The following is a 26,253-nucleotide window of genomic DNA, read 5'->3' on the forward strand; positions in this document are numbered from 1 at the left end:
GCCGATCTGCCAGTTGCGCCAGATCGCGGTGTTGAGGGCGCAGACGCGCTGACACACTCGCGCCCACAGCCCCTCGGTGGTGCGCGGCGGCGTGACGCTTCTGGCCGAGCTGGTTCGTCAGGGTCCAGAGGACCGCTTCGATGCGCTGGCGCAGCCATTCGGGGAACACACCGGTGTCGGGCTCGTCGCGGCGGGCCGGGCGGAGGAGCACATGGCTCAAAGCCGCGGCGGCCCTCTCGATCCCGGCCCCGGCCCCGGCCCCGGCCAAGCCTTCGTCGCACACGATCGGGCACGGCCCCGGGGCGCATTCGTGCTCGTGGAGCAGGTGCACCGCTTGCTTTCGCTCGTCCAGTTCCTTGGGGTTGGCCAGGCAGAACGCGGTCACGGCTCTGTCTGCGGTGGTGATGAGCAGGAGCTTGGTGCCCCCGGAGAAGCGGTGGTGGGAGGCGTCGCGCCCCTAGCCGGCGATCCCGCCCAGGCCGGAGCGGTCCACCGTCACGCGGGAGGCCCCGCAGGGCAGCGGGGCGCCGTCCATCAACCGGGGTTTTTCCTGGTGGGTGGGGGCGGCGCGGGCCAGCCCCAGGGCGACGGCGAAGAGCACCGGGGCCAGGGCAGGACTTGGGCCACCGCGACGCAGACGAGTGCGGCGTCGGTGAGCAGCCGGGCCGGGCCGCGCCGCCGGGGTTGTTCGCGTGGTGGCAGGACGTGGTCGTCGGGATGGACGTGGAGTGCGGCGGGAAGGGCGTCCACGTCAGTCTCCACACACCGATCCTGGGCGTCCTTCGCCATGCCCGCAGGCGGTTCAGCGAACTCCCATCAACGATTTTCTAGGCCCCGGGGGTCCCGGCGCGGCCGGTGTCTGAGGCGTCGGCCGGCTCCACGCGGCCGGTGAGGCGCTCGTGGCGCTGCCGTGCCGCCTGCGGGCTGCCCAGACCGAGCCCGAACGCGATCTCCTGCCAGGTCATACCGCGGCCCCGCGCCATCTGGAGCAGCCCGCTCTCCAGAGCGTCGATGTCGGCGCGCACACGCGGCAGCAGGCTGAGCGCCGCCGTGACATCGGAGGCGTCCACCGGCGGCTCGTCCGGTTCGGGGATCCGGGAACCGCCGGCGAGATCGGCGACGCGGCGCACGGCGTCGAGCGGCTCCATGGGCATGCGCCGCTCGTCCCACCGCCGGCGGTCGGCGTGGGCGGCGTGGCGTTCGGTGATCCGGAACAGTGCGGAGTACTCGCGCCGCCGGCGGGCGTCGTCGGGGTCCGGCGGGCTGAAGGGGTCGTGGGATTCGCTCATGGCAGCACCTTCCCACACACAACAGTCGGTTTGCAACAGATTAATGTGAACAAAACATTGATGTCACCCTGTGCCCCGCTGCCCGTCACTCCGCGTGCGGCGCCACCAGCTCCTCCGTCGCCGCGGCGAGCCGGGCCGCCGCCTCGATCGGGAACAGCTCGTCCCGGACGTCGATCCGCGCGTGCATGGCGAACGCACTGAGCGGTTCAGCGGGGGGAGCGTCGAGGATTCCGAGGATCGGCGGGACCACCTCGGTGGCGGGTTTGGCCGCGGCCTTCTGCTGTTCGACGAACAGCCTGGTCGGAGCGTCGTACTCCCCGGCGAGCGCGGTCGACGTCCTCCCCGGGTGGAAGAGCACGTAGCGCACCGGGCCGGCACCGTGGCGCCGCGCGAACGCGACGCCGAGCAGGTCGTTGTACCGGCCCGTCACGGACATCGCCCGCCCGCCGTCGTACTCCCGGGCGGTCTGCAGGTCGTCCCAGTCGATCGGGGTCGCGTGGCCCGGCCCCGCCACGTTGAGGACCACCGGGGCCTCCGCCCGCTCCAGGGAGCCGAGCAGGCCGTAGCCGAGGAGCCACCGGCTCAGGTAGAAGAGCGCGAAGTTGTGCTCGAACCCCTCCGGCGTCACCCGCCGGTGCGCCTGGTAGAAGCGCGCACACAGGACCAGCCCGTCGATCACCGGGTGCGCCGCGGCCAACTCGCGGGCCACCCGCCGGTTCTCTGACACCAGGCTGAGATCGGCCGGCAGGAAGGAGGCACTGCCCGCCGAACCGGCCGCCTCCCGCAGCAGCCCGGCGCCCTTCGCCGGGTCGGTGCCGACCACCGCGACGTGGTCGCCGCGCCGGAGCAGCGCCCGGGCCACGGCGGCACCGATGCCGTCGGTGCCACCGGTGATCACGAACGTCTTACTGCTGGCCACACTGGCTCCTCACCAATACGGGGATGCGGGGGCCACTGGATCAGCCCGGCGCCCCGGCGCCGGCGTCAGGGCACGCCGAGCCGCACGGGGAACCCGCCCGGACCGGCGGGTGACCGGGACGCTCGGTCCGGGGCTGCACCCGACCACCCCTTACCTAACCGTAAACTCCACTGAACTAATGAGTTCAATCTAGCCGTCGGACTGGTTCAGCGCCACCTGGAAAGGCCGCGAGCTCCCACGGCCCGGCCGGGGCCGGGCCGCCGCACCCGTCAGGCGCGGGCTATCGGCCGGCTCCGTCGGCCCCGGCCGCCGCAGCGCGGTACGTGCCCGGCGTGATGCCGTAGCAGCGCGTGAACCACCGCGTCAGGTGGCTCTGGTCGGCGAAACCCGCGCGGGCCGCGGCCTCGGCGATGGCGGTCCCCGAGCCGAGCATCCGGCGCGCCGCGCGCAGCCGGAGCAGCCGCTGGTAGCCGCTCGGCGCCATGCCGTGGACGGCGTGGAACGCCCGGTAGGCGGCGAACCGGCTGCAGCCGGCGCCGGCGGCGAGGTCCGCCGCGGTGATCTCGTCGGTACCGGACTCCACCAGCAGCGCACGGACCCGCCGCGCGATGCGCACCGTCTCACGGCCGCCGGCCGGGCGCGCGGCGGCGGGGGGCCGGGTGGCGCCCCTGCGCACCATGGCGAGCACGGCCGCGGTCAGCGACTCCTCCCGGCGCAGCCGCCCCGCTCCGCCGAGCAGGTCGGTGTGCAGCCGACGCAGCGCCCCGGCCAGCACCGGGTCGTGGACGACCGGCTCGGCGAACAGCGGCCGAGCGCCCCGGCCTCCCGCCGCGTCGCCGAGCACGTCGGCGACGATCTCGGGGCCGATGTGCACGATCCGGTACGTGAAGCCGAGCGCGTCCGCGGCGCGCCCGTCGTGCGGGTCGTCGGGGTTGAAGGCCATCACCATGCCGGCCGCGCTGGTGCGCGCCGCCCCGCGGCACCGGAACGCCTGGGCCCCGCTCTCCGTGACGCCGAACGAGTAGCCGTCGTGGCTGTGCCGGTGGTAGACATGCCGCTCGAAGTGGGCGTGCATGGCCTCCAGCGGCAGGTCCGGCGACCGCCAGTAGCGTGTCCAGTCCTCCGCCATCCCCCCATTGTGACCGCACCAGCGTTCAAGACCGGGCGGCGGCCCCTCCCCCACCATGGCGGACATGCGTTTCGACACCAAGATGGCGATCGTGGTCCGGGAGGACCTGGCGGCCTGGCAGAAGCTGAATGTGACCGCGTTCCTGGCCGGCGGGGCCGGTTCCGACGTGGACTCCCTGGTCGGCAAGCCCTACGAGGACGGCTCCGGGAACCGCTACCTGCCGCTGATCGGCCAGCCCGTGGTGGTGCACTCCGCCGGAGCCGAGCAGCTGGCCCGGGCCTGGGAGCGCGCCGTGGCGCGCGGACTGCGGGTGGGCGTCTACACCGAGGAGTTGTTCGGCACCGACAACGACGAGGACAACCGTGCGGCCGTCCGCGCGGTGCCGGCCGAGGAACTGCGCCTGGTCGGCATCGCCGTGTACGGTCCTCGTAACTCGGTCGCGGCCGCGCTGAAGCGGCTGCCGCTGCACGGCTGAGCGCCTCGCCGGCCGTCCGTCCCGGGACGTCCAGGCGCCGGTCGTGCCGCGGGCGGCCGAGCGGCGGTGCGCGCCTGGGTTCCGGGAGGACGACATGAGCTGCTTCTTCCAGGTCGGCGGCCTCGTCCTCTGGAACCCCTCGAACACCGTGGCCCGGGTGTTCCTCGGGCAGGCGCGGACCCTCGCTCCGGTCGTGGGGCGCCGGTCGGGGCTGGGTGACATCGTCGAGGACGAATGCGAGGTGGACCTCACCGAGTTCGCCGGCTTGGTGGCCGCGGTGCTGGAGCTGTACCGGCGGTCCCCGCATCCCCTGCTGCGCGCGCTGCTGGACGGTTTCGTCCCTGTGGCGCTGGTGCTCCTGGAACGGGGCGGCGGCACGGCGCTCGGGAGCGTCGACGGAGCCGCGGCGTGGGCGGAGCCGGTCCGCGCTGCCGCGCGGTCGATGCCGCGCGGCTGACCGCGCCGCGTCTCCTGGTACGGCCGGGCGCCCGGCGGATCCGGCCGGCGTGCCGACGCCGGCCGGATCCGCGGTCAGCCGGCGAGGACCTGGCTGACCGGCAGCGAGGTGTCGGTGGCGAGGTCCAGCGTCGAGGGCGGCAGGCCCGCGGCGACGACCTCGGCGCCCAGGGCGGCGATCATCGCGCCGTTGTCGGTGCACAGCCGGGGCCGCGGGACCCTCAACTCGATGCCGGCCCGCGCGCAGCGCTCCTCGGCGAGGGCGCGCAGCCGGGAGTTCGCGGCGACGCCGCCGCTGATGACCAGGTGCTCCACGCCGTGCGCCCGGCAGGCGTCCACCGCCTTGCGGGTGAGCACGTCCACCACGGCCTCCTGGAAGGCCGCCGCGACGTCGGGGACCGACAGCGGGCTGCCCGAGCGCTCGCTCTCCTCGACCCAGCGCGCCACCGCGGTCTTCAGCCCCGAGAAGGAGAAGTCGTAGGTGCCGTCGCCCCACTTGCCGCGCGGGAACCGGATGGCCGAGGGATCGCCCTCCCGCGCCGCGCGGTCGATCGGCGGCCCGCCCGGATAGGGCAGGTCGAGCAGCCGGGCCACCTTGTCGTAGGCCTCGCCCGCGGCGTCGTCGACGGTGTCGCCCAGCAGCCGCACATCGGTGGCGAGGTCGCGGACCAGCAGCAGGGAGGTGTGGCCGCCCGACACCAGCAGCGCCACCGTCGGCTTGGGCAGCGGGCCGTGCTCCAGCTGGTCCACGGCGACGTGGCCCACGAGGTGGTTGACGCCGTACAGCGGCTTGTCCAGGGCGAGCGCGTACGCCTTGGCGGCCGAGACGCCCACCAGCAGCGCCCCGGCGAGGCCCGGCCCCGCCGTCACCGCGATGGCGTCGACGTCGGCGAGTTTGACGCCGGCGCCGTCCAGTGCCCGGTGCAGGGTCGGCGTCATGGCCTCCAGGTGGGCGCGGCTGGCGACCTCCGGCACGACGCCGCCGAACCGCGCGTGCTCGGCCACGCTGGAAGCGACCTGGTCGGACAGCAGTTCGCAGCCCCGGACCAGGCCGACACCGGTCTCGTCGCAGGACGACTCGATGCCCAGGATCAGCGGAAGGTCGGTGGTGCTCATGGTGCTCTCTCCTCGTCGGCCCGGGGGTCGTGCGGCGCCCGGGCGGCCGCGTCCTGTGCGGCGGGTGCCGAGCGGCGCATCACGATCGCGTCGGCTCCGGCGTAGTAGCCGCGCCGGACGCCCAGCTCCACGAAGCCGAACCGCTTGTACAGGTCCTGGGCGCGCGGGTTGTCCGAGCGCACCTCCAGGAAGACCTCGCGCACGCCGCGGCGCCCGGCCTCGGCGAGCAGTTCCGACAGCAGCGCGGTACCGACACCGCGCCCCCACCACGGCCGGCCGACCGCGATGGTCTGCACGTCGCCCTCCGGCGGAACCGCGCGCAGCCCGGCGTACCCGATCACCCGGGCGTCGTCGCCGCCCTCCACCGCGACCAGGTAGTGCCGGCCGGATGCGGTCAGCTCGTCGTGGAGCATGGCCTGGCTCCACGCGTCGCCGGGGAACAGCGCGGCTTCGAGTTCGATGACGCTGTCGAGGTCGGCGACCGCCATGGGCCGCAGCCGGTAGACCGGTGTCACGCGGGTCACGCCGCCTCCCTCACGCTCGCGCCGCGGGCCCGCGGACCGCCGAGACGCGCTTGGGCGCGCCCGGGACCTGGGCGTCGGGGCGGCGCAGGTAGAGCGGCCGGGGCTCCGGGAGTTCGGCGCCGGCGAGCAGCCGCAGGACGGCGACCTCGCCCAGGGCGGCCGCGGACGGGTACAGCGGCTCGGCGGCGTCCGCGTCCTGGCCGAAGACGTCCGCGTACAGCCGGGCGCCATGGCCGATCACCGGCAGGCCGTCCGCGGGCACGTCGGCGGGCCGGTCCACGGCGATGTCACCGACCCGCGTCGCGGAGTCGGCGTAGCGCGCCCAGAAGACCTCCTTGCGGCGCGCGTCGCTGGCCGCGATGAAGGGGGTGTCGCGGCCCGAGGCGTGCGCGATCGCGTCGAGGGTGGCGACCCCGTGGCAGGCGATGCCGAGCGCCTCGGCGAGCGCGTGCGCGGTGGCCAGCCCGACGCGCAGGCCGGTGTAGGGCCCCGGACCGATGCCGACGGCGATGTGGGTGAGGTCGGCCGGCGAGGCGTCGGCCCGGGCGAGGACGTCGCGGATGCCGGGGGCGAGCAGTTCGCCGTGCCGGCGGGCGTCCACGGCGGATGCCGCGGCGCGGATCCGCACGGCCGCGCCGTCGGGCTCGCAGACGGCGGCGGTGACGGCCGGGGTCGCGGTGTCGAAAGCCAGGAGAAGCACGGTCAACCAGCCTATTCCGCGGTGGGGAGTCGGTCGGCCCATCGGGCGCCGACACCGGTCACTCGGACGGTGCGGCTGTCGTCGGGGCGCCGGTCGATGGCGATCTCCAGGCGGTCCTCGGAGAGCTCCTCGGCCACGCCCTCGCCCCACTCGACGACGGTGACGGAGTCCGCGAGCGCGGCGTCGAGATCGAGGTCGTCGATCTCCTCCGGGCTGCCCAGGCGGTAGGCGTCCGCGTGCACGAGCGCCGGGCCACCGACCAGCGAGGGGTGCACGCGGGCGATGACGAAGGTCGGCGAGGTGACGGGACCGCGTACGCCCAGCCCCTCGCCGAGTCCCTGGGTGAACGTGGTCTTGCCCGCACCGAGCGGTCCGGACAGGATGAGCAGGTCGCCGGGGCGCACCCGGGCGGCGATCCGGCGGCCGAGCGCCCGCATGTCGGCGTCGGTCGCGGCCGTGACGACGGCGGTGTTCGCGACGGTGGTCTCGGTGGATTCGGTCATGGGCTCGCAGCGTCTGTTGTCGGCGGGACGCCGTCCGCGGCCGGCTCGGCCGGGACGGAGGGCGCCTCCGGGACGCCCGCGCGGCGCAGCAGGACCCGCAGCGCGTCGTTGACGACTGCCGGCCGCTCCATCATCACCATGTGCCCGGCCCCCGGGACCCGGACGAAGTCGGCGTCGGGGAGTGCCTCGGCGATGAGTTCGCTGTGTTCGATGGGCGTCATGCGGTCTCGGTCACCGCACAACACCAGGGTAGGCACATCCCGGAGCACCGCGTACGCCTCCTGCTTGTCGTGCTCGCTGAGCGCGGGCCAGAACTCGGTGAGCACGTCGGTGGGCGTCCGCCGGATCATCGTGTCGAGGTGGTCGACGAGGGCCGGGCTGACCGACCCGGCGCCGAAACCGAGCACGCGGGCGGACAGGAAGGACATCTCGGCGCCGAAGCGCCGGCTGTGGTCGAAGAGCGCGGGCCGCCAGGCGAGCGTGCGCATCACGGGCTCGACGGCGGCGTCGACCGCGCGGCCGAGGAGGGCGGGCAGCCCCAGCGTCACCTCGTTCAGCCGGCCGGAGGTGGCGATGAGCCCCACCCCGCGGACCCGCCCGCGGAACAGCTCGGGGTGCGCCTGGGCCAGCGCCAGGATCGTCATCCCGCCCATGGAGTGGCCCAGCAGCACCATGGGCCCGCCGGGCGGCACGGTCGCCTCGATGACGCGGTAGAGGTCGGCGCCGAGCTGGTCGATGGTGCTGTTGGCAGGCCGCCCGCGCCGCGAGCGGCCGTGTGAACGCTGGTCCCAGAAGACCCGGCGGCCGATCCCGGTGAGGTCGCGCCGCTGGTAGTGCCAGCAGTCCTGGTCGAGGGCGTAGCCGTGGCAGAACACGACGGTGGTCGCCGGGTCCTCGGGGCCGTCCACCTCGACGTGCAGCGGGACGCCGTCGTCGGCGACCACGGTCCCCACCGTGCCGCGCAGCGTGCCGAAGTCATCGCCGGACTCGGTCTCCTGCCCGCCGCGCAACCGGTAGACCAGCCACTTCTCGGCGGCGATGGCGGCCGCGGCGCCTCCGGCGATCAGGCCGGCTCCGCCGAGGACCGTGCCCGCGACCGCGCGGCCGATCCGGTTCGCACGCCTCACCTCGGATCCGGCCACTCCCCGTCTCCTCCCACGTAGCGGCGCGGGACGCGCTGCCCCACGCGGCAGACGATCTCGTAGGAGATCGTGTCCAGTGCCTCGGCCCAGTCCTGGGCGGTCGGCTCGCCCCCGTCGCCGGCGCCGAACAGCACCGCGGGCTCGCCGGCGCGCGCCTCGTCGTCGCCGATGTCGACGACGAACTGGTCCATGCAGACCGTCCCGGCGATGCGGCGCCGGCGGCCGGCGACGAACACGGGACCGACGTTGGTAGCCGCTCTCGGCACCCCGTCGGCGTAGCCGAGCGGCACCACGGCGAGCGTGGTGGGCCGGTCGGTGACGTAGCGGTGGCCGTAGGAGACCCCGGTGCCGGCGGGGACGCGCTTGACCACCGTGAGCGGCGCCCTGAGCGTCATCGCGGGCCGCAGCCCGGTTCCGGCCAGGTCCGGGATGGGGGTGAGGCCGTAGCCGGCGATGCCGGGCCGGACGAGGTCGAAGTGGGCGTCGGGGAGGGTGAGGGTGGCCGCCGAGTTGGCCATGTGCCGCACCTCGGGCCGCAGGCCGGCCTTCTCCGCGAGCGCGAGCGCGTCGTGGAAGGCGGTCAGCTGGGCGGCGATCGACGGGTGGCCCGGCTCGTCGGCCCGTGCGAAGTGGGAGAACACGCCGGTGACCCGGAGCAGCCCGGCGGCCTCGGCGCGCGCGGCGGCCTCGACCACGTCGGACCACTCGCCCGGTGTCACCCCGCCTCGGGACAGGCCGGTGTCGGCCTTGAGGTGCACCCGTGCCGGGCGGCCGGCGGCGCGGGCCGCCGCGGCGATCTCGTCGAGCCCCCACCGGGTGCTGACGCCGAGGTCGATGTCGGAGGCGACGGCCTCCCCCAGCGGCGTGCCGGGCGGGATGATCCACGCCAGGGTGGGCGTCCGGATGCCGGCGCGGCGGAGCTGCAGCGCCTCCTCGACGAGCGCCGTGCCGAGCCACGCGGCACCGGCCGCGACCATGGCGCGGGCGACCGGCACCATTCCGTGCCCGTACCCGTCGGCCTTCACGACGCCCATCACGTCGGCGTTGCGGGCGCGGTCCCGGAGCACCTCGATGTTGGTGCGGACCGCGCCCAGGTCCACCAGGGCTTCAGCGGTAGGAGGCATGATCTCCAGTGTGGCATGCGCGCGTGGGAACGCACCCGGAGAGGGCCGTCCGGAAGGCACGCGGCCGGTGGTCACCGGCCGTGCCGGAGCAGCCGGTCGACGCGGCGCGGCAGCGCCAGGCCGACGAGCGCGGCCGCGGCGTAGGGAATCTGCCCCGGGGCCAGGGCGCCGAGGAGTCCGCTGACGTTGCCACCGGGGTCGCGCAGGAAGTTCCGGGCGCTGGGATGCGACCGCGGCACCCCCCACCCGGTGAGCAGCAGCCCGAGCAGCGACGCCGCGGCGGCCCAGGCCCAGGGCTGGGCGTCCGCCGGTACGCCCGCCAGCCATTCGGCGGCCGCGCGTACCGACATCAGCGCGTAGCCGGCGCCGTCCTCGGGGACCGGGCCGGTGAGGGCCGGATGGGCGGCCGCGAGCGACGCGGCGGCGGCCGCGGCGGCGGCCTTGGGGCCGACCCCCAGCGCCGTGGCGATGCGGGCCTCGGTCTCGCTGAGTTCCGTGCGGGAGCCGCCGCGGCGCCAGGGCCGTCCGGCCGCGCGGGCGGCCCCCATCGCGAACTCCCGCCGCCGGCGCAGGAAGCGCCAGGTGCGGCAGAGCGTCGCGGGCCCGCGGCTCGCGGCGACGACCGTGATCGCGAGTTCGTGTGCGATCGAGGACAGGGTCTCGGCGAGCGTGACCGGGATCCGCGCCCACGCGAGCCCGAGCCTGCGGAAGACGGGGGCGATGTCGCCGGGGATCCGCACGCGGATGCGCACCGCGCGGCCGCGGGCGCGGCGCTGCAGTTCGGTGAGCGGCGCGAGGCCGGGCAGCCGCGGCGTGGCGTCGGCCGCCAGCCGGGCGAGCCGGTAGTCCATGACGACGGCGCAGACCAGCAGCAGGAGCAGCAGCCACCGGGTCGCGTTGCCCTGGCCGTAGAGGCGGAAGGCCAGGGAGGTGACCGCGGTCGGTTCGAGGCCGGCCAGCAGCGCGTTGAAGCTGAGGTGCTCCAGGGCGGCGGCCACCAGGGCGAGCGGCGGCAGCAGCCACAGCCACGCGCCGTAGCGCCGCCGGCCCACGACCGCCAGGCCGAGGGCGGCGCCGACCAGGCCGGTCGTCACGCCGTGGCCGGAGAAGCGCATGCCGGTCCCGGGCACGTCGATCCCGCCGGGCAGCAGGTGGAGGAGTCCGAGGCCGGCCGTGGCCGCGTCGCCGGGCCAGGCGAGCGCGGTGGCGCGCACCGCGGTCTCCGCCAGGTGGAACCCCGCACCGGCCGCGGCGGCCAGCAGCAGGAAGTCCACGGCGGCCATGCGGGCGAACCTGCGGCGGGCCACGAGCCAGAAGAGCGCCACCGGCGCCAGCTTGCCGATCTCCTCCACGGGGACGGCCACGTAGGCGTAGGCGTAGGGGTCCTCGGGCGCCAGGCCCAGCACGCCGGCCACCGCCTGCTCCACCAGCGCGATGGGCCACACGCACAGCGCCCCCAGCGCGAGCGTCCGCACCAGCGCCGCGAAGCCCACCGTGCGCGACCGGGCCAGCCAGGCGAGCTGGGCGAGCAGCCACAGCATGCCCAGCACCACCGCGGTGGCGGCCGGCAGGCCGGGCACGAAGACGGCCGCGAGCAGCAGCACGCCGACCATGGTCCAGCCGAGCACGCCGCGCAGCGTGCGCAGCACGGCCACCAGCCGGGGCGCGTCGGCGCGGATGGTGTCGACCTGGGTGTGGAGGCGCTCGGCGAGGTCCGGGCCGGGGCCCCGGGTGCCGCGTGCGTGCCGGGCACCCTGTTCCAGGCAGCCGTAGCGGTGCGCCGCGCGCAGCAGGTCGGTGTCGCGCTCGGCCCGGGCCTCCTCGGCGAAGGCGGCGCGGGCCTGGGCGATGTCGGAGCCGGCGAGGGCGCGCACGAAGTCGTCGGGGCCGGCGGCGACGGTCAGCGTCGTCGCGGTGACCAGCACCGCGGCCGAGGTGTCCTCGACCACCACGAGGAAGTCGGTCGGCTCGCCGCCCCAGCCGCGGATCAGCTCCACCAGTGCGGTGCGGTCGGCGGGGACCACGGTCACCGGCTCGTAGGCGTACTCGGCGCGGGTGCGGCAGACGAGCAGCCGGTCGACCCCCATGGCGTGGCCCGCGCGGATGACCGCGTCGATGAGCGCGGTGTCGCGGGAGGCGGTGAACGGGGCGGTGATCTTGCCGTCCGCCCGGATCCACCCCTCGTCGAACTCCGTGGCGTTGGCACAGACCCGCAAGACGAGGTCGCGGGTGAGCATGGCCTGTTCGTCCATAGCCCTCGTCTTCCCGTGGCTGGTTCCGGCGGAGCTCCGTCGCTCCGATGTCGGCGGGCGGCCGAGGCGGATCGCACCCCGGGAAGCGCCTACGTTATCGGGCGAGTGCGCGGCGGGGCACCCCTTCCCGGTCTCCCGGGCGGTAGCGGGGATTCCCGGATCAAGGTAACGGGTCGCCGGATCCGGCGGGCGGCTTTCCCCGTCGCGGGCGCTCCGCTCGGCCGGGCCGCGCGGCGCTTCGGCGGTAGGGTCGGTCGGGGCCAGCGACGAAAAGGCGGGGCGGGATGCATCCTGACGTGCGTGTCGCGGCGGGGGTCGACCTGCCGCGGACCGGCGGCGCCACCTGGGTGGTCGGCGCGGTGGTCCTCGACGACCGGGGCCGGGCCTTCGCGCAGCGCCGCTCCCCGGGGCGCCGGCTGTTCCCGGACTGCTGGGACATCGTCGGCGGCCACGTCGAGCCGGGCGAGACGGTCCTCGACGCGCTGGTCCGGGAGATCCGCGAGGAGACCGGGTGGCGGCTGACCGAGGTCCTCGCCGACCTCGGCCGGCTGGTCTGGACGCCGGAGGACGGGATCGAGCGGCACGAGGTCGACTACCTGGTGCGGGTGTCCGGGGATCTCTCCGCACCCGCGCTGGAACCTGAGAAGCACACCGCGTTCGTGTGGGCGACCGAGGCGGACCTCCCGATGCTGACCGTCCCGGGCGACCCGGGCGCGTCCTTCGTCGCCGACACGGTCGGGCGCGGCCTGCGCCGGGCCCGCGAGCTCGCCGGCTGACCCGGGGCGGCACCGGCCGCGTCCCTCCGGAAGATCAGCAGGAAGATCATCCACGGTCTTCGGCGCCCGCAGGCGGGGGGTTGCGCGCGTCCTCGCACGGGTACGTCCACGCATTCCTTTACCCGCCCGGCCCGCCCGCGCCTCCGGATCGGGAGGCCGTCCGGCGGCGGCTCGGCCCCCGGATCCCGGCAGCCGCCCGGGGAAGCGCGCCGGTCTCCCGATCCCGCACCTACCAAACCCGGCATTTCGCACCGTTCAGCCAGGTCAACGGCGGTTTAAGGACGAACCGGTCATCTTTAGCGATCGCACGACTGCGCACTGTTTCTATTTGAGGTCTCCGGAGCGAGCATGGGGATGGCTCAAGGGCAACGCACCGACCAGGGAGTACGCCGGAGCGGAGCCCGGGAGAGGAGCCTGACCTGGCAAGGCGCCAGGTCACTTTTCCGGAGGGGGAACAGTTCACATGTACAAGACTCTGCGTCGACTCGTTGTCGCCGGCGTGATCGCTCCGGCCCTGGTCCTCGGGGCCCCGGCCCTCGCCATGGCCGACGACTTCTCCAAGTTCGACGCGGCCAAGACCTTCGCCGGGCCGAGGGGGGCGGGCACCTGCCACATCAAGTCGCACGCCCACACCGGCCACCACCACCACAAGGGCAAGCACGGCCACCACGGCTGGGACGGCGAGCGCCGCGACGGAGGCCACCACGACGGCCACGGCGGTGACAGCTCCTCGTTCGACGAGCGCTTCACCTTCTCCGGGCTGAAGGGCGCCAAGTCGGGCCACGTCCACAGCCACGCCCACACGGGCCACGACCGGCACCACCACCACAAGCACGACAAGAAGAAGGACTGGTAACACCGGAACCGGGATCAGGGCGACTGGGGGCACCACGCGAGGCCGTCAAGGTCTCGGGCCGGGGAAGGGGCTCCGAGACCGGCCGGTTCAGCCGGCCGGCCCACCGCCGACCATCGACCAGTCGCCACCCGCCAGGTGCCGCCGCCGGACCCCGTCCGGCGGCGGCACCGCCGTGTGCGGCCCCGGTGCTCAGCCGCCGCGCACCGAGCGCTCCGCGGCCGGAATCGCCTCCAGCAGGTCCGACGCCGAGATCGGCGCTCCCGCGTGGGCGAGGCGAGCGGCGCGGCCGTGCAGGTAGGCACCGCACACCGCGGCCGGCCGCGGCGCCAGGCCGCTCGCCAGGAAGGCCCCGATCAGACCGGAGAGCACGTCCCCGGTCCCCGCCGCCGCCAGCAGGGGGGTCCCCGTCGGGTTGACCGCCACCGGTCCCGCCGGGTCGGCGATCACCGTGGTCGACCCCTTGAGCAGCACCGTGCAGCCGTACTCGGCCGCCGCCCGCGTCGCGTGCTCTAGGCGGCGCTCCGCGATCCCGGCGGGCTCGGTGCCGGGAAGCAGCCGGGAGAGCTCGGCCGCGTGCGGGGTGAGGAGGGTCGGCGCCGTCCGGTCGCGCACCAGGTGCGGCCGGCGCGCCAGCAGCGTGACGGCGTCGGCGTCGAGGAGGACCGGTAGCTCGGTCCCGAGGACCGCCTCCAGTTCCGCCTCCGCCGCCGGGTGCAGCCCTCGTCCGGGACCGACCACCCACGCCGCCACCCGGCTCGGCAGCGCGGCGGCGGGGTCGGCCGGGTCCTGCGGCGACGTGACCGCCTCTGGCCACCGCCCCACCACCGCCGCGGCGACCGCCCGCTGCCCCACGTAGCGGACCATGCCCACCCCGCCGCGCAGCGCCCCGCCGACGGCCAGCACCGCGGCGCCCCGGAAGCGGTCGCTTCCGGCCGCCACGGCCAGCACTCCGCGCCGGTACTTGTCGGTCTCCGCGCCCGGGCTCGGCAGCAGCGCGGCCACGTCCGCGTCCTGCGGCGCCTCGACCCGGGCGGCCGGCAGCCACGGGGCCAGCCCGATGTCGACGAGCTCCACCACTCCGGCGTACCCGGCCCCGGGGTCGACGAGCAGGCCCGGCTTGTGGGTGCCGAAGGCCACGGTGACGTCGGCGCGCACCGCCGGCCCGGCCACCGCGCCGGTGTCGGCGTCGATACCGCTCGGCAGGTCCACCGCGACCACCGGGGCGGCGGCCTCGGACGCCTGGTGGGCGAGCGTGGCGTGCGGCTCCCGCAGGCCGCCCCGCCCGCCGATGCCGACGAGCCCGTCCACGACCACATCGGCCGCGGCCAGTTCGGCGCCGGCGTCGGCGAGGCCCACCGCGCGGCCGCCGGCCGCGCGCAGCGCCGCGAGCCCCGCCGCGTGCGGGCGGGAACCGACCGGGACCGCGCGCACGGCGGCGCCCCGGCGGGCCAGCCGCGCCCCCGCGAACAGCGCGTCGCCGCCGTTGTCGCCGCTGCCGACGAGCAGCACCACCCGCGAGCCGTAGACCCGCGGCAGCACGCGGGCGACCACCGCCGCCAGTCCGGCGGCGGCGCGCGCCATGAGCGCCCCCTCGGGGAGGCGCGCCATGAGCGCCTCCTCGGCACTGCGTACCGTCTCCACCTCGTGTGCCTGCCGCACGGCGCCTCCACCTCGTCTGACGTCCTCGGGCGAACGGGCGGCCGCCGCGGCGCGCGGCGGCCGGCACGGCCCCGCGCCTCGAACCGCCCCCCGTCGGAGCATGCCGCACCCGCCGGCCGGGCCACCACCTCCCCACGCCGGGGACCGGTCCGAGCGGGCTGCCCCGTGCTACCGCGATGTTCGCGAATCCCACGAAAAGCCGCACGGCACCGATGCCGGTGCCGCTGGGCGCACCGCCCGGCCGGCCGCCCGTACCGCCTGTTCAGCCGCACTCCCGCCCTCCCCGTGCCGGTCCGGACGGCGGTCGCGTACGGTCGGAGGCGGACGGCCGCCCCGCTGCCGCGCGCCGGGCAGGCGTTCGACACTGATTTACTTTCTCCAGCCCAAAAAGTCAGGATTTTCAGGCACCGAAGAGCAGCACGGGACTCTCCCCATGACCTATACCGACGACCGCATCGCGGCCGAGGCCGGACTCACCGACCGTGTAGCCCTCCTGCAGAACGCCATGCACAAGCTCGGCGCGGACGTCATCCGGCTGCAGACCCAGCTCACCGACCTCGCGTCCGCGCCCGCGCAGCGGACGGAGGAGGAGCCGCCGGCGGCGACACCGTTCATCTTCAACCTGTCCCGTGACGCCTACCGCGGGGAGCTCTCGGCCCTGGTCGCCTGGGTGGACGACTTCCTGGTGCCCGTCTACGTCGGCCCGGACCCGGGCTGGTGCCCGGTGTGGTGGGAGCACCACGAGGCGGTCGGCCGGCTGCACGCGCTGCGGCTCGCCTACCAGGAACTCACCGACACCGCCGCCGCGGGCGGCTCCGGGCCGGGGCGGTGGCACCGCGACCACCTCGACCCGACGCTGGACCGGCTGCGCGCCCCGGGCGGCCCGTTCGCCGCGTGCCTGTCGCCGGCCGGGCACCGCATCGAGCGCCGCCAGTCCCGGTTCGCCTAGCGCGGCACCGCGAACCGGTCAGGCGCGGATGACGTGCGGGACGAAGGAGGAGGAGTCGTCGGTGATCAGCCCGGATGTCTCACGGATGCCCAGCCCGGCGGACTCGTCCCCCACGACCCAGGCACCGAGGACCGGGTGCTGCCCCTCGAACGCGGGCAGCGGGGCGAACGCCTGGAAGACGTACCCCTCCGCCCCGTAGCCGCCCGCGGTCCGGGCGATCTCCCCCTCGGGCGTGACGATCCGCATGCTCGCGCCTTCGCGGCCGAGCAGCGGCTTGGCGACATAGGAGGTGAGCGGGCCGGGGTCCCCCAGCCGGGCCGGCAGCAGGTTCGGATGGCCGGGGTACATCTCCCACAGGACCGCCAGGAGCGCCTTGTTCGAGAGCACCATCTTCCAGATCGGCTCCACCCACGGCAGCGCTTGGAGCTGCTGCATGATGAGCGGGCCGAACCGGTCGTGCACCAGCCACTCCCACGGGTACAGCTTGAAGACCGCGGTGATGGCGTGCTCGCGCAGGTCCACGAACTCCCGTGCGGTGTGGTCCCACCCGATGTCCTCCAGCGCGATCCCCGTCACGGGCAGCCCGGCCTGCTCCGCCGTCTCCTGGAGGTAGGCGGTGGTGAGCGCCTCCTCGCCGGTCTCGTCCTCGTTGGTCCAGGCGAAGTGGACCGCGCCGTCACCGGGCAGCCGCGAGCGGAGCTCGGCCCAGCGGTCGACGAGGCGCTCATGCAGTGAGTTCCACTGGTCGCCGCCGGGGAACCGGTCCTGGAGCCAGTGCCACTGCACGATGGCGGCCTCGACGAGGCAGGTGGGGGTGTCGGCGTTGTACTCCAGCATCTTCGGCGGACCCGCGCCGTCGTAGCGGAGATCGAACCGCCCGTAGACGTGGGAGTCGCGGCGCTGCCAGGATGCCCGGATCCACGGGGCCACCCACTCCGGGATCCCGAACTCGGCGAACCGGTCCTCGGCCACGACGTGCTCGACCGCCGCGAGGCACATCTCGTGCAGCTCCTCGACCACGCGCTCCAGCCGCAGCACCTCGTCGAGCTCGAACTCGTAGTACACGGACTCGTCCCAGTAGGGCCGCGCCAGGTGCCCGGGGTGCACCGCCCGGTGGAAGCCGAGGCCCTGCGCCTCGACGATCTCCGCCCAGCCGGGGCGGACCGGAATCCCGCTGCGCCGGATCACGCGCTCAGCCCCCGACCGTGCCGCTGTCGCCGCGGCCGCCCACGCCGCCGCGCTGGATGGTGGTGCCGCGCTCGGTCCGGATGGTGACCCCGCGCGGCCGGGAGATGCTGCCGCCGCTGACCCGGCCGTTGCTGACGGTCCCGCCGTAGTAGTAGTGGTAGCCGCTGTAGCCGCTGCCCCCCTGGTAGCCGCTGGATCCGGAGCGGTCGTCGCAGTCGTCGTCGACGCGGTACTCGTAGCCGTACTCCGAGGAGGGCGAGGGGGTCCGGTCCGCCGGTTCCGTGGGACGCCCGGTGCGTTCGTCGCAGTCGACCGTGTAGCTGGCCGGGCGGCTTCCGTCGCAGTTGTCCTCGTCGACGACCCGGTAGCCGCCGGTGGAGCCCCGGCTGTCCCGGTCCACGCAGTAGGCGGTGACGGTCCGGCTGCCGGTGCCGCTGGTGCTGCCGCACCCGGCCACCGCCAGCGACAGTGCGCCCACCGCGCCGATCACGACCACTGAGGAACTCCGCCGTCGCGGCCTCTCCGCGGGTGCCATTCCCGTCCTCCCCCTCGCGCGTCCGGACCCCTCGCGCCGCCGGGGGGCCGGGGCCGCGCCGACGCGTCCCCGCCGGCTCCCGGGCGGCGTGTTGCGCCATTGGACGCCTCCGGGAACCGCCACGTTCCCGACAAGGCGCCATGAATCAAACGGAAGCCGGACCCGGCCGCGGAGACAGGCGGAACGCCCGGCTCCGCCGTCGCGTCAGGTCTTGCGGAGCCGGACGCGCTGCACCCGGTGGTCGGCGCCCTTGTACAGCACGAGCGTGGCCCGTCCCCGGGTGGGCGCGATGTTCTCGACCAGGTTGACCTCGTTGATCGTCCGCCAGGTGTTCATGGCGAACTCACGGGCCTCGGCGTCCTGGACGCTGGTGGCGATCGCGTGGAAGTAGGAGCGGGGGTCCTCGAAGCGGGTCCGGCGCAGCTCCAGGAACCGGTCCAGGTACCAGGAGCGGATGTGCTCGACCTTGGCGTCCACGTAGATGGAGAAGTCGAAGAAGTCGGCGACCGCGAGGTGGCCCGGGGAGGGCGGCTGCAGCACGTTGATGCCCTCGACGATGAGGATGTCGGGCCGGTGCACGGTCTGCACGGCACCCGGCACGATGTCGTAGGCGAGGTGGGAGTAGACCGGCAGCTCCGTCTGCGCGGCGCCGGCCTTCATCGCCGACACGAAGCGCACCAGCGCCCGCCGGTCGTAGCTCTCCGGGAAGCCCTTGCGGTTCATGATGCCGCGCTCCTGCAGCACCGCGTTGGGGTAGAGGAAGTTGTCGGTGCTGACGAGTTCCACGTTGGGGTGGTCCGGCCACTGGGCGAGCAGCGTCCGCAGCAGCCGGGCGGCCGTGGACTTGCCCACGGCGACACTGCCGGCCACCCCGATCAGGAACGGCATGGGGCGGTCGGCATCACCGAGGAAGCTGCGCACGGCGGCGTGCCGCTGCCGGGTGGCGTTGACGTAGAGGTTGAGCAGCCGGGACAGCGGCAGGTAGATGTCGCGCACCTCGTCCAGCGACGTGGGGTCGGCCGTCCCGCGGAGCACATCCAGCTCCTGCTCGGTCAGGGACAGCGGCGTCGCCGCACGCAACGCCGCCCAGGCCGGACGGTCCAGCTCCACGTACGGCGTCGAAAATCCGTTCTTCGTCGCATGAGACACGATTGCCCACCCTAGACGGTGTGCTCCGGGGGCCGGCCCACCGGCCCACCGGGCTGCCGCCTCCCGCCGGACGGCCCGTCCCGCCGACATCATCGGCGGCCGCCCGCACCCGCCGCGGCGGCCCGACGGGGGCGGCACCCAAGAATTTTTTCGCCCCCTCGCCGCCCCGCCGTGCGGCGGGGTGGCGAGGTCCGGGGCCCGCTCGTGACGTGCGGCGGCGGGCCGCCGCTCCCCCTGTGGTCTATACCGCCACCTGCGAAAATCCCGAATGGACTAGTACCCCGGAGGGCTGGAGAACCCCCCGTGATTGGCTACTCTGGCGCTCATGTGCGGAATCGTTGGCTACGTCGGGCCAAAACCGGCGCTTGAGGTCGTCGTGGACGGTCTTGCCAGACTGGAGTACCGCGGATACGACTCCGCGGGCGTCGCCGTCCTCTCCGGCGGCAGGCTGGAGACCGAGAAGCGGGCCGGAAAGCTCGCCAACCTGCGGGCGGCGCTGGAGCGGACTCCGCGCACCGCCGACGGGATCGGGATCGGGCACACCCGCTGGGCCACGCACGGCGCACCCACCGACGTCAACGCCCACCCCCACGTCGACAATGACACCCGGGTGGCCGTCATCCACAACGGCATCATCGAGAACTTCGCGTCGCTGCGCCTCGAACTCGAGGAGAGCGGCTGCAAGTTCAGCTCCGAGACCGACACCGAGGTGGCCGCCCACCTGCTCAGCCAGGAGCTCAGGGAGCGCGGCGACGGCGACCTCCCCGCCGCCATGCGCGCGATCTGCCGTCGGCTGGAGGGCGCGTTCACGCTGGTCGCGCTGAGCGTGGACGACCCGGACCTCGTGGTCGCCGCACGCCGCAACTCCCCGCTGGTCGTCGGCCGCGGCGAGGGCGAGAACTTCCTGGCCAGCGACGTCGCCGCCTTCATCGCGCACACCCGCGACGCCGTCGAGCTCGGGCAGGACCAGGTGGTGGAGCTGCGCCGGGACTCGGTGGTCGTCACCGACTACGACGGCAACCCGGCGCAGGTGCGCGAGTACCACGTGGACTGGGACGCCTCGGCCGCGGAGAAGGGCGGCTACGACTACTTCATGCTCAAGGAGATCGTCGAGCAGCCGCGCGCGGTCGCCGACACCCTCCTGGGCCGGGTCGGTGTGGACGGCACCCTCACGCTGGACGAGATGCGGCTGACCCCCGCCGACCTGCGCGACATCGAGAAGATCGTCATCATCGCGTGCGGGACCTCCTACCACGCGGGACTCATCGCCAAGTACGCGATCGAGCACTGGTGCCGCATCCCGTGCGAGGTCGAGGTCGCCAGCGAGTTCCGCTACCGCGACCCGATCCTGGACCGCCAGACGCTGGTGATCGCCATCTCGCAGTCCGGCGAGAGCATGGACACCCTCATGGCGGTCCGCTACGCGCGCGAGCAGCGCGCCCGGGTGCTGGCCATCTGCAACGTCAACGGCTCCACCATCCCGCGCGAGGCGGACGGGGTGCTGTACACGCACGCCGGGCCGGAGGTCGGCGTCGCCGCGACCAAGACGTTCCTCACCCAGCTGGTGGCCTGCTACCTCGTCGGCCTCTACCTGGCCCAGGTGCGCAACCTGAAGTTCGGTGACGAGATCAACGCGATCATCGAGCAGCTGGCCAACATGCCGGACCAGGTCGAGCGGGTGCTCGCCACCGTCGAGCCGGTCCGCGAACTCGCCCGCTCGCTGGCCGACAGCGAGACCGTGCTGTTCCTCGGCCGGCACGTGGGCTACCCGGTGGCCATGGAGGGCGCGCTCAAGCTCAAGGAGCTCGCCTACATGCACGCCGAGGCGTTCGCCGCCGGCGAGCTGAAGCACGGCCCGATCGCGCTGATCGAGGACGGGCTGCCCGTGGTGGTCGTGGTGCCGTCCCGCGAGGGGCGCGGCGTCCTGCACGACAAGATCGTGTCCAACATCCAGGAGATCCGCGCCCGCGGCGCCCGCACCATCGTGATCGCCGAGGAGGGCGACGAGGCGGTGCGGCCGTTCGCCGACCAGTTGATCGAGATTCCGGCGGTGCCCACGCTGCTGCAGCCGGTGGTGGCCACGGTGCCGATGCAGGTGTTCGCCTGCGAACTGGCCCTGGCCAAGGGCAACGACGTGGACCAGCCGCGCAACCTGGCCAAGAGCGTCACCGTGGAGTGACCGCGGTCGGTGCCCCGCGGGGCGCGCGAGCGGCGGGGCGGGTCCGGACGGGCCCGCCCCGCCCTCGTCTGCCCTGGGTGCCGGGTGGTCCGGGAGGACCGCCGTGCCGCTCCGGCGACCGCGCCATCCCGACGAACCGGACAATGCCCACGTACACCGCCACGGCCACGTAACGTATCCATGACATCGCTCTGCGCACCCGGAGTGAGAGGACACGCACATGGACCGGCTGCGGCGGGGCGGCACCGCGGCCGCCGGCGCGGTGCTGCTCGGCACCGCCCTCGTGGCCTCCGCGGCGGCGGCCCCCGCGACGGGGATCGGCGACCGCTACTTCCCCGACTACGGCAACCCCGGGTACGACGTCACCCACTACGACCTGCGGCTCGACTACGAGCCCTCGACCGACTGGCTGTCCGGCACCACCACCATCCGCGCCACCGCGACCCAGGACCTCGGCCTCCTCACCCTGGACTTCCTGCTCGACGTGGAGTCGGTGCGGGTCAACGGCGCGGTCGCCGAGCACCGGTCCGACGGCGACCACAAGCTCGTCATCGTCCCGGAGCGCCCTGTCGCCGCCGGCCAGCCGCTCACCGTGGTGGTCCGCTACGCGGACGCCCCCTCACGTATCACCCGCCACGGCGGCACCTCCTGGTACCGCACCGCCGACGGCGCGGTCGCCATCGGCGAGCCGGAAGCCGCCTGGTGGTGGTTCCCCAGCAACGACCACCCGAGCGACAAGGCCGGCTACGACGTGCACGTGACCGTCCCCGAGGGCACCCAGGTCGTGAGCAACGGCATCCTCACGGGGACCACCGTCCGCAACGGCCGGGTCAGCTACGCCTGGCGGCAGGCCGCCCCGCAGGCCAGCTACCTCGCGACCGTGGCCATCGGCCGCTTCGAGCCGCGGACCGGACGCACCTCGGAGGGCCTGCCCGTCGCCAACGCCTACGACGTGTCGCTCGGTGCGGAACTCGGCGCGGCGCGGGACAGCATCGAGCGCACCGCCGAGATCGTCGAGTGGGCGGCCGAGCTGTACGGTCCGTACCCGTTCGACTCCGCCGGCGGCATCGCGACCGCGGCGGACGTCCACTTCGCGCTGGAGGCGCAGACCCGGCCGGTGTACCCGCCCAAGTTCTTCCGGAGCGGCGCCAACACCTACATCGTGGCGCACGAGATCGCGCACCAGTGGTTCGGCGACAGCGTCTCGGTGTCCAGCTGGGCCGACATCTGGCTGAACGAGGGGTTCGCGACCTACACCGAGTGGATGTGGTCCGAGGACGAGGGCGAAGGCACCGTACGGGAGCTGGCCGACTGGGTCTACCACCTGCACCCGGCGGACGACGAGTTCTGGAACGTCCCCCCGGGGGACCCGGGGGTCAGCCGGCTGTTCGCGCCCGCGGTGTACCAGCGCGGCGCCCTGGCGGTCCACGCGCTGCGCAACGCGGTCGGCGACGCGCTGTTCTTCGAGATCGTGCGCGCCTGGCTCGCCGAGCACCGGTACGGCAACGCCGGCATCGCCGACTTCATCGAGCACGCGGAGCGCACCGCGGGCACCGACCTGAAGCCGCTGTTCGACACCTGGCTGTACACGAGGGGCCGACCCGGGGAGGACGCGGCGCGGCGGGCCGGCATCGACCCCCGGGCGGTCCCAACGGAACCCGCCTCGTGGGCCAAGATCAAGGATCCCGACCAGCCGACCCGCCGGCCGTGACGGCGGCGCGCCGCGCCCCGGCGCGCCGCCGCCCCCCGTCAGCCCAGCGCCGCGCGCACCACGCCCGCCAGGCGGTCGGCGACCTCGTGGGCCTGCGTCTCGGCCGCGGCCTCCACCATGACGCGGATCATCGGCTCGGTGCCGCTGGGACGGATGAGCACCCGGCCCTGGTCGCCGAGTTCGGCCTCGGCCGCGGCCACGGCCGCGGCGATCTCCGGTGAGCTCGCCGCGCGGCTCTTGTCCACGCCGCGCACGTTCACCAGCACCTGCGGCAGCCGGGTCATCACCTTGGCCAGTTCCGCGAGTGCCAGCCCGCGGCGGCTCATCGCGCCCAGCAGGTGCAGCCCGGTCAGCAGGCCGTCGCCGGTGCTCGCGTGGTCCAGCAGCACCACGTGCCCGGACTGCTCGCCGCCGAGCGAGTGACCGCCGGCGCGCATGGCCTCCAGGACGTAGCGGTCGCCCACCGGGGTCTCCAGCACGGTGATGCCCGCGGCGCGCATCGCGAGCTTGAGTCCGAGGTTGGACATGACCGTGACGACGAGGGTGTCCCCGGCCAGCCGCCCGGCCTCCTGGAGCTCCAGGGCGAGGATGGCGAGTATCTGGTCGCCGTCCACCACGCTGCCGTCCGCCGCGACCGCCAGGCAGCGGTCCGCGTCGCCGTCATGGGCGATCCCGGCGTCGGCACCGTGCTCACGCACCGCGGCGCGCAGCGTGTCGAGGTGGGTGGAGCCGCAGCCCTCGTTGATGTTGAGGCCGTTGGGCTGGTCCCCGATGGTGATCACCTCGGCCCCGGCGCGGCGCAGCGCCTCGGGGCCGACCTCGTGGGAGGCGCCGTTCGCGCAGTCGAGCACGACCTTGAGGCCGTCCAGGTTCTGCGGCAGGGTCGAGACGACGTGCCGGATGTAGCGCTCGGCGCCGTCGGCGGCGTCGGTGACCCGGCCGACATCGGCGCCCACCGCCGACGTCACCGGCTGCCCGAGACGCGCCTCGATCGCGTCCTCGACGGTGTCGGGCAGCTTGTGGCCGCCGCGGGCGAAGAACTTGATGCCGTTGTCGGGCGCCGGATTGTGGCTCGCCGAGAGCATGACGCCGAAGTCGGCGCCCAGCTCGTCGGTGAGGTGGGCCACGGCCGGGGTCGGCAGCACACCGAGCCGGACGACGTCCACGCCCGCGCTCGCCAGGCCCGCGACGACGGCCGCCTCCAGGAACTCCCCGGACGCCCGCGGGTCGCGGCCGACGACGGCGAGCGGCCGCGGCCCCTCCCGTTCCCCGTCGGTCAGCACCTGCGCGGCGGCGGTAGCCAGATCCAGCGCCAGCGACGCTGTCAGGTCGCGCCCCGCGACCCCTCGGACTCCGTCAGTACCAAACAGCCGAGCCACCAACGAATCGCCCCTTAACTCAACGAACCGGACTGCCAACCTGCATGCACATGAAAGACGACGAACACCGGCGGCCGGATGTCGGGCCCCGTCCGCCGGCACCGGAAACGGCTACGGCCCGCTCGGACCACCCGTTCGCGATGACGGGCGGCCGGCGGGCCGTAGCTGCGAGCCGATGGACATCGGCAGGGAGGACCAGGCGGTTCCGGTTACCGCTTGGAGTACTGCGGAGCCTTGCGCGCCTTCTTGAGACCGGCCTTCTTCCGCTCGACCTTGCGGTCGTCGCGGGTGAGGTGGCCAGCCTTCTTCAGCACGGGGCGGTTGTTCTCGCGGTCCTGGTCGGCGAGGGCCCGCGCGAGACCGTGCCGGAGGGCACCGGCCTGGCCGCTGGTGCCGCCGCCGTTGAGGCGGGCGAAGACGTCGTAGGCCTCTTCGAGACCCAGGGCGACCAGCGGCTCCTTGATGAGCTGCTGGTGGACCTTGTCCGGGAAGTAGACCTCGAGCGGCTTGCCGTTGATCTTCCACTCGCCGGAGCCCGGCGCGATGCGGACGCGCGCGATGGCGCGCTTGCGGCGCCCGGTGCCCGCCGCGGGACCGGCGGCGACCGGCGCGACCCCGTAGCCAGGGGCGTCCGGAGTCTCGCTGGTGTACTCGGCGGGGAACTCCTCGGGGTTGTCCTCGAAGGACACATCCGGGTTGACGTCTTCGGTACCGGTGGGCTCGACCACGGTTCTCCTCGTACTTCCTTCAGTCTCGCGAACGCCTAGGCCGGCTGCTCGATCTTCGTGATTTCGAACGGCACCGGCTTCTGGGCCTGGTGCGGGTGCTCCGCGCCGGCGTACACCTTCAGCTTCTTGGCCATCTGGCGGCCAAGGGAGTTCTTCGGCAGCATGCCCTTCACGGCCTTCTCGATGGCGCGCTCGGGGTGCTTGGCGAGGAGCTCGCTGTAGGCGACGGAACGCAGACCGCCGGGGTAACCGGAGTGCCGGTAGGCCCGCTTCTGCTCCAGCTTGTTACCGGTCAGCGCCACCTTCTCGGCGTTCACGACGATCACGAAGTCGCCGGTGTCGATGTGCGGAGCGTAGTACGGCTTGTGCTTGCCTCGGAGCAGCGTGGCGACGTGGCTGGCCAGCCGCCCGAGCACGAGATCGCTGGCGTCGATGACGTGCCACTGACGCTGGACATCGCTGGGCTTAGGGCTGTATGTGCGCACGATCGTAAGCCTTCGTCTCAGTCGGCGGGGTCCATCCCCGCGAACGGAGATGGGGAACTCGTATTACTGGCCCGGACCGCCCGCTGCGGCGGACCAGCCCGGTGGTTGGGTGCGCGGACGATGATGCGTGATCGGCACCCAACGAGAAGGTGTGGGAACCCACGGCAACTCAACGCACAACGACGGAGCATCATACCGACCGGATGCGCCACAGGTCAAAACGACCCATGATCATATTCCATATCGCCCATGGGCTGGCATGTGGCCGCACCGCGATCCGTGATGACTCCACACTCATTATGCCTTGTCGGATGAGTGCTTCCGCCATGCCGAGGACGACCGGCGCCGCGTCGCGCGGAAACCGGCCGGAGGCAGCCGTCGTGGGGGGACCAGGGCCGGCGCCCGATCCCGCGGGCGCCGGGGCGGGACCGGACGCATATCATCGCCTGGACAGCGATGGCGCCGGGCTCCGCGAGCACCGTGCGAGCATAGCGGGTCCGCGGGCGCGCGGGGCGGCCCAGGACGAACGGCTCGCGCGCGGAGCGGCTATCCTCAGCCCACACGGCCGGTTCCACCGGTCCCGCCCCGCCTGATCCCGACGAGACCGGTCAGCCGCCGTTCTCCCGATCCCCGCCGCCGTACCCGGTGGCCTCAGCGTCGCAAGGTCGATCACGGGGAAAACGGGCAGCGCCCGATCGATCGCCCTCATCCGCCTCCTCGGCCCGTCCGGACGGCCCACCGCGCCGCGCCCGCCTCCGCGGCCGACCGCTCCTCCGGCCGCTCGCCGAGAGGCGGGAGAACCACAGCCGCCGCCCATGGACAGTCTCCGGAGTTCTCCCATCGCACCGCATCCGAATGAGCCGCAGGACGGCCGTCCCGGCCCCGCCGGGCACCCACCGTCACCCGTGAACGCCGACCAGGCCGGCCGGCGGCAGAGCGCCCCCTGGGACGACCTCTTCGCCGCCGACCCGCCGCCGGCCGGCCTGGTCGGCGTTCACGGGTGACGGTGGGTGCCCGGCGGGGCCGGGAC

Annotated in this window: 24 protein-coding genes and 1 pseudogene; 7 read left to right on the forward strand and 18 right to left on the reverse strand. The window is 74.1% G+C overall.

The window, feature by feature from the left end; genetic code table 11:
* The 4 genes and pseudogenes from DEF28_RS29210 to DEF28_RS15400 form a co-directional block, all read right to left on the reverse strand.
* Positions 1-762 (reverse strand): annotated as a pseudogene (locus DEF28_RS29210) (IS982 family transposase); the annotation flags it as partial.
* 65 nt (positions 763-827) lie between these two features.
* Positions 828-1,289, reverse strand: coding sequence for a DNA-binding protein (locus tag DEF28_RS15390; RefSeq protein ID WP_114398710.1), 462 nt, complete (start codon positions 1,287-1,289; stop codon positions 828-830).
* An 85-nt stretch (positions 1,290-1,374) separates the two neighbouring features.
* Positions 1,375-2,208 (reverse strand): SDR family NAD(P)-dependent oxidoreductase, encoded by an 834-nt coding sequence (locus DEF28_RS15395; RefSeq protein ID WP_114398709.1) that lies wholly within the window; start codon positions 2,206-2,208, stop codon positions 1,375-1,377.
* Between the two features lie 280 nt (positions 2,209-2,488).
* Entirely contained in the window at positions 2,489-3,337 is an 849-nt protein-coding gene (locus DEF28_RS15400; protein WP_114398708.1) for an AraC family transcriptional regulator, read from the reverse strand.
* Between the two features lie 64 nt (positions 3,338-3,401).
* Between DEF28_RS15400 and DEF28_RS15405 the strand changes: the two genes are divergently transcribed.
* Positions 3,402-3,812: a DUF2000 domain-containing protein gene (locus DEF28_RS15405; RefSeq protein WP_114398716.1), complete on the forward strand. Its 411-nt coding sequence runs from the start codon at positions 3,402-3,404 to the stop codon at positions 3,810-3,812.
* Positions 3,813-3,906: 94 nt separating this feature from the next.
* A complete protein-coding gene (locus tag DEF28_RS15410) occupies positions 3,907-4,269 on the forward strand; it encodes a DUF6086 family protein (RefSeq protein WP_114398707.1) in 363 nt (120 codons plus the stop codon).
* Positions 4,270-4,343: 74 nt separating this feature from the next.
* On the opposite strand, the gene tsaD is transcribed toward DEF28_RS15410, so the two are convergent.
* From tsaD to DEF28_RS15445, 7 genes are all read right to left on the reverse strand, one after another.
* The gene (tsaD, locus tag DEF28_RS15415; protein WP_114398706.1) at positions 4,344-5,384 is read right to left on the reverse strand and encodes a tRNA (adenosine(37)-N6)-threonylcarbamoyltransferase complex transferase subunit TsaD; all 1,041 of its coding nucleotides are present in this window, start codon (positions 5,382-5,384) and stop codon (positions 4,344-4,346) included.
* A complete protein-coding gene (gene rimI, locus DEF28_RS15420; protein ID WP_374058178.1) occupies positions 5,381-5,899 on the reverse strand; it encodes a ribosomal protein S18-alanine N-acetyltransferase in 519 nt (172 codons plus the stop codon). Before rimI ends, tsaD begins: the two co-directional genes overlap by 4 nt.
* Before the next feature lie 19 nt (positions 5,900-5,918).
* Positions 5,919-6,608, reverse strand: coding sequence for a tRNA (adenosine(37)-N6)-threonylcarbamoyltransferase complex dimerization subunit type 1 TsaB (tsaB, locus tag DEF28_RS15425; protein ID WP_114398715.1), 690 nt, complete (start codon positions 6,606-6,608; stop codon positions 5,919-5,921).
* Positions 6,609-6,619: 11 nt separating this feature from the next.
* Positions 6,620-7,111 carry a tRNA (adenosine(37)-N6)-threonylcarbamoyltransferase complex ATPase subunit type 1 TsaE gene (gene tsaE / locus DEF28_RS15430; RefSeq protein WP_114398705.1) on the reverse strand — a complete coding sequence of 164 codons (492 nt, stop codon included), beginning with the start codon at positions 7,109-7,111 and terminating at the stop codon, positions 6,620-6,622.
* Entirely contained in the window at positions 7,108-8,238 is a 1,131-nt protein-coding gene (locus DEF28_RS15435) for an alpha/beta fold hydrolase (protein ID WP_114398713.1), read from the reverse strand. The genes tsaE and DEF28_RS15435 overlap by 4 nt, the downstream gene beginning before the upstream one ends.
* Positions 8,235-9,377 carry an alanine racemase gene (gene alr / locus DEF28_RS15440; RefSeq protein ID WP_114398704.1) on the reverse strand — a complete coding sequence of 381 codons (1,143 nt, stop codon included), beginning with the start codon at positions 9,375-9,377 and terminating at the stop codon, positions 8,235-8,237. Before alr ends, DEF28_RS15435 begins: the two co-directional genes overlap by 4 nt.
* A gap of 71 nt (positions 9,378-9,448) precedes the next feature.
* Positions 9,449-11,629 (reverse strand): PrsW family glutamic-type intramembrane protease, encoded by a 2,181-nt coding sequence (locus DEF28_RS15445; protein WP_114398703.1) that lies wholly within the window; start codon positions 11,627-11,629, stop codon positions 9,449-9,451.
* A gap of 284 nt (positions 11,630-11,913) precedes the next feature.
* Here DEF28_RS15445 and DEF28_RS15450 point away from each other — a divergent pair, with 284 nt between their 5' ends.
* Together DEF28_RS15450 and DEF28_RS15455 are read left to right on the forward strand one after the other, a co-directional pair.
* On the forward strand, positions 11,914-12,405 hold the full coding sequence (locus tag DEF28_RS15450; RefSeq protein ID WP_114398702.1) for an NUDIX domain-containing protein: 492 nt from the start codon (positions 11,914-11,916) through the stop codon (positions 12,403-12,405).
* Positions 12,406-12,868: 463 nt separating this feature from the next.
* Positions 12,869-13,261 (forward strand): hypothetical protein, encoded by a 393-nt coding sequence (locus DEF28_RS15455; protein ID WP_114398701.1) that lies wholly within the window; start codon positions 12,869-12,871, stop codon positions 13,259-13,261.
* A gap of 189 nt (positions 13,262-13,450) precedes the next feature.
* Here DEF28_RS15455 and DEF28_RS15460 read toward each other — a convergent pair whose 3' ends face one another.
* Positions 13,451-14,920: an NAD(P)H-hydrate dehydratase gene (locus DEF28_RS15460; protein WP_114398700.1), complete on the reverse strand. Its 1,470-nt coding sequence runs from the start codon at positions 14,918-14,920 to the stop codon at positions 13,451-13,453.
* A gap of 433 nt (positions 14,921-15,353) precedes the next feature.
* Between DEF28_RS15460 and DEF28_RS15465 the strand changes: the two genes are divergently transcribed.
* On the forward strand, positions 15,354-15,869 hold the full coding sequence (locus DEF28_RS15465; RefSeq protein WP_114398699.1) for a DUF4913 domain-containing protein: 516 nt from the start codon (positions 15,354-15,356) through the stop codon (positions 15,867-15,869).
* 18 nt (positions 15,870-15,887) lie between these two features.
* On the opposite strand, the gene DEF28_RS15470 is transcribed toward DEF28_RS15465, so the two are convergent.
* From DEF28_RS15470 to coaA, 3 genes are all read right to left on the reverse strand, one after another.
* Positions 15,888-17,057, reverse strand: a complete 1,170-nt coding sequence (locus tag DEF28_RS15470) for a glutathionylspermidine synthase family protein (protein WP_114398698.1) — start codon at positions 17,055-17,057, stop codon at positions 15,888-15,890.
* Positions 17,058-17,061: 4 nt separating this feature from the next.
* On the reverse strand, positions 17,062-17,553 hold the full coding sequence (locus DEF28_RS15475; RefSeq protein WP_233515323.1) for a hypothetical protein: 492 nt from the start codon (positions 17,551-17,553) through the stop codon (positions 17,062-17,064).
* Between the two features lie 243 nt (positions 17,554-17,796).
* Positions 17,797-18,702 (reverse strand): type I pantothenate kinase, encoded by a 906-nt coding sequence (gene coaA, locus DEF28_RS15480; protein WP_220270044.1) that lies wholly within the window; start codon positions 18,700-18,702, stop codon positions 17,797-17,799.
* Between the two features lie 364 nt (positions 18,703-19,066).
* On the opposite strand from coaA, the gene glmS reads away from it, so the two are divergent.
* Positions 19,067-20,920 (forward strand): glutamine--fructose-6-phosphate transaminase (isomerizing), encoded by a 1,854-nt coding sequence (gene glmS, locus DEF28_RS15485; RefSeq protein ID WP_114433379.1) that lies wholly within the window; start codon positions 19,067-19,069, stop codon positions 20,918-20,920.
* A gap of 220 nt (positions 20,921-21,140) precedes the next feature.
* The gene (locus tag DEF28_RS15490; protein ID WP_199493330.1) at positions 21,141-22,631 is read left to right on the forward strand and encodes a M1 family metallopeptidase; all 1,491 of its coding nucleotides are present in this window, start codon (positions 21,141-21,143) and stop codon (positions 22,629-22,631) included.
* A gap of 38 nt (positions 22,632-22,669) precedes the next feature.
* On the opposite strand, the gene glmM is transcribed toward DEF28_RS15490, so the two are convergent.
* The 3 genes from glmM to rplM form a co-directional block, all read right to left on the reverse strand.
* The gene (gene glmM, locus DEF28_RS15495; protein WP_114398695.1) at positions 22,670-24,010 is read right to left on the reverse strand and encodes a phosphoglucosamine mutase; all 1,341 of its coding nucleotides are present in this window, start codon (positions 24,008-24,010) and stop codon (positions 22,670-22,672) included.
* Between the two features lie 209 nt (positions 24,011-24,219).
* Positions 24,220-24,738 carry a 30S ribosomal protein S9 gene (gene rpsI, locus DEF28_RS15500; RefSeq protein ID WP_114398694.1) on the reverse strand — a complete coding sequence of 173 codons (519 nt, stop codon included), beginning with the start codon at positions 24,736-24,738 and terminating at the stop codon, positions 24,220-24,222.
* A gap of 35 nt (positions 24,739-24,773) precedes the next feature.
* A complete protein-coding gene (gene rplM / locus DEF28_RS15505; RefSeq protein WP_114398693.1) occupies positions 24,774-25,223 on the reverse strand; it encodes a 50S ribosomal protein L13 in 450 nt (149 codons plus the stop codon).
* Between the last annotated feature and the right edge of the window lie 1,030 nt (positions 25,224-26,253).

Source organism: Marinitenerispora sediminis (assembly GCF_003336425.1).
GTDB lineage: Bacteria > Actinomycetota > Actinomycetes > Streptosporangiales > Streptosporangiaceae > Marinitenerispora > Marinitenerispora sediminis.

Coding starts and splice junctions, on each gene's coding strand:
- DEF28_RS15390 (WP_114398710.1), bottom strand. CDS start 1,289: ATGAGCGAATCCCACGACCCCTTCAGCCCGCCGGACCCCGACGACGCC.
- DEF28_RS15400 (WP_114398708.1), bottom strand. CDS start 3,337: ATGGCGGAGGACTGGACACGCTACTGGCGGTCGCCGGACCTGCCGCTG.
- DEF28_RS15405 (WP_114398716.1), top strand. CDS start 3,402: ATGCGTTTCGACACCAAGATGGCGATCGTGGTCCGGGAGGACCTGGCG.
- DEF28_RS15410 (WP_114398707.1), top strand. CDS start 3,907: ATGAGCTGCTTCTTCCAGGTCGGCGGCCTCGTCCTCTGGAACCCCTCG.
- tsaD (WP_114398706.1), bottom strand. CDS start 5,384: ATGAGCACCACCGACCTTCCGCTGATCCTGGGCATCGAGTCGTCCTGC.
- tsaE (WP_114398705.1), bottom strand. CDS start 7,111: ATGACCGAATCCACCGAGACCACCGTCGCGAACACCGCCGTCGTCACG.
- alr (WP_114398704.1), bottom strand. CDS start 9,377: ATGCCTCCTACCGCTGAAGCCCTGGTGGACCTGGGCGCGGTCCGCACC.
- DEF28_RS15445 (WP_114398703.1), bottom strand. CDS start 11,629: ATGGACGAACAGGCCATGCTCACCCGCGACCTCGTCTTGCGGGTCTGT.
- DEF28_RS15450 (WP_114398702.1), top strand. CDS start 11,914: ATGCATCCTGACGTGCGTGTCGCGGCGGGGGTCGACCTGCCGCGGACC.
- DEF28_RS15455 (WP_114398701.1), top strand. CDS start 12,869: ATGTACAAGACTCTGCGTCGACTCGTTGTCGCCGGCGTGATCGCTCCG.
- DEF28_RS15465 (WP_114398699.1), top strand. CDS start 15,354: ATGACCTATACCGACGACCGCATCGCGGCCGAGGCCGGACTCACCGAC.
- glmS (WP_114433379.1), top strand. CDS start 19,067: ATGTGCGGAATCGTTGGCTACGTCGGGCCAAAACCGGCGCTTGAGGTC.
- DEF28_RS15490 (WP_199493330.1), top strand. CDS start 21,141: ATGGACCGGCTGCGGCGGGGCGGCACCGCGGCCGCCGGCGCGGTGCTG.